The sequence below is a fragment of the Paenibacillus sp. Y951 genome, assembly GCF_056786395.1.
Map to the genome: position 1 here is coordinate 1 of NZ_JBXCIY010000062.1, position 2,168 is coordinate 2,168.

Sequence of the window (2,168 nt, forward strand, 5' to 3'; positions counted from 1 at the left end):
ACGGATTCCGAACAAAGGCGTGGGATATGGCGTGCTGAAGTATTTGACGCCAGCGGAGAAAAGCGGCATTGGCAGTGGAATGAAGCCAGAAATCAGCTTTAACTACTTGGGACAGTGGGACCGAGAAATGGATGCAGGGGCCATGTCGATGTCGGGGTTTTCCACTGGACTGACGATGAGCCCGCAATCAGAACGGGTCCATGCGCTAGACATTACAGGGAGCGTAATGGACGGAAAGCTGACGCTGGTCGTGACGTACGACAAGCAGGAGTACTGCGAAAGCACGATGCAGGCGTTGATGGCCAACTACAAGAAGCAATTGCTTTCGATCGTCGAGCATTGTATGAAGAAAGCTGAGACTGAGTTGACCCCAAGCGATGTAGGCAGTAGACCGATGTCGTTAGACACTTTTGAAAAAATATTAACGAGGTTAAATAATCTATAGTGGGATCGCTGTAATTAATAATTTATAGACGGAAGATAGGTGAATGTATTGAGTAATGACGGTAGCCGAAATGTGATTTCCATATACAAGCTGTCTCCCATGCAAGAAGGCATGTTGTTCCAAGCGCTAATGGATCCGCAGTCGTCAGCGTATTTCGAACAGATGTCGTTTGTTATTCAAGGAGTGCTGCATGAAGCTAATTTGGAGAAGAGTCTTTCTCTTTTGATGGAAAGGTACGATATCTTTCGAACGGTATTTATGTACGAGGAACTGGAAAGACCTTTACAGATCGTACTCAAAAAGCGCAAAACTTCGATCCTATTCGAAGATTACACAGGGTTAACGGAAGATGAACTCAAAAACAGCGTGGAGCGTTTTAAACGGGAAGATCGGGAGCAAGGATTTGATCTTACGAAAGATGTCTTATTGCGTATTGCCGTACTAAAGATAGGAGAGAGTCGTTACGAGATTGTATGGAGCCATCATCATATACTGATGGATGGCTGGTGCATGAGCATCGTCTTAAAAGAGTTCTTTTATATGTATACGCAACTTTGCGGAGGCAAATCGATAGATTTGCCTGCCGTTAAGCCTTATATCCACTTCATCAATTGGCTGGAAGAACAGGATCGCGAAGAGGCGTTGGTCTACTGGAAAGATTATTTGGCTGGCTACGAGCATCGGGCGGTGATCCCAGCAAGCGCCAAATTAAACAGTGGGGCATACGTACTGGAAGAAATTCAACATTCGTTCTCAGAGACCTTGAGCGATCGTTTAACGAAATTGTGCAAATCTCATCAGGTGACAATGAACAGTATGATGCAGACGGCATGGGGAATGTTGCTGCGTAGCTACAATAATATTGATGATGCGATATTCGGTGCGGTTGTGTCGGGACGTCCTGCTGAAATAGACGGTGTCGAAAGTATGGTGGGGCTGTTTATTAACACACTTCCCGTACGATTAGGCCCAAATGAAAACGCGGAGACGTACATTGAGATGGTCAAACGGTTACAGCAGCGAGCGCTTGAATCGGAGAAATTCGGATACATTTCTTTGGCAGAGGTTCAAACGCAATCGGAACTGAAACAAAACTTGATTGATCATTTGTTTATCTTTCAGAACTATCCAGAAGTCAACGAAATAAGCGGGCAACCAACTCAGCAAAATTTTCAGATCACAGATTTCCAAGGATTTGAACATACCAATTATTCGTTAAGTGTGACGATACATCTGCATGTGAAAAGGGTTAGTATCAAAATCAGTTTTAATGCGTCTATACATGAAAGAGCTAACATAGAGCGGATTATTGGTCATTTGGAGAGCATTCTGGAGCAAGTGACAGTAAGGCCAGACATGCGGCTAGAAGAGATCAAGCTAGTCGGGGAAGAAGAGAAGCATCAACTACTGGAGACGTTTAACGATACGAAGGCGGAGTATCCGAAGGACAAGACGATCTACGTGCTGTTTGAGGAGCAGGCGAAGCGGACGCCAGAAGCTGAGGCGATCGTATTCGAGTCTATGCGACTGACGTATGGCGAGCTAAACGCGAAGGCGAACCAACTGGCGCATGAGCTACGTGCGCGTGGCGTAGAAGGCGAGCGCATTGTAGGGATTATGGCAGATCGTTCGGTGGAGATGATCGTGGGGATTCTGGCGATTTTGAAGGCTGGTGGTGCATACTTACCAATTGATCCAACGTACCCAGCGGAACGGATCGCGT

2 protein-coding genes are annotated in these 2,168 nt (G+C 46.0%); both read left to right on the plus strand.

Annotation, left to right across the window (positions count from 1 at the left end; genetic code table 11):
- Positions 1–4: 4 nt before the first annotated feature.
- The gene (locus AC1TPB_RS24790; RefSeq protein WP_482078936.1) at positions 5–445 is read left to right on the plus strand and encodes a condensation domain-containing protein; all 441 of its coding nucleotides are present in this window, start codon (positions 5–7) and stop codon (positions 443–445) included.
- A 48-nt stretch (positions 446–493) separates the two neighbouring features.
- Positions 494–2,168, plus strand: a 1,675-nt coding sequence (locus AC1TPB_RS24795) for a condensation domain-containing protein (RefSeq protein ID WP_482078935.1), incomplete at its 3' end; no start/stop codon positions are given.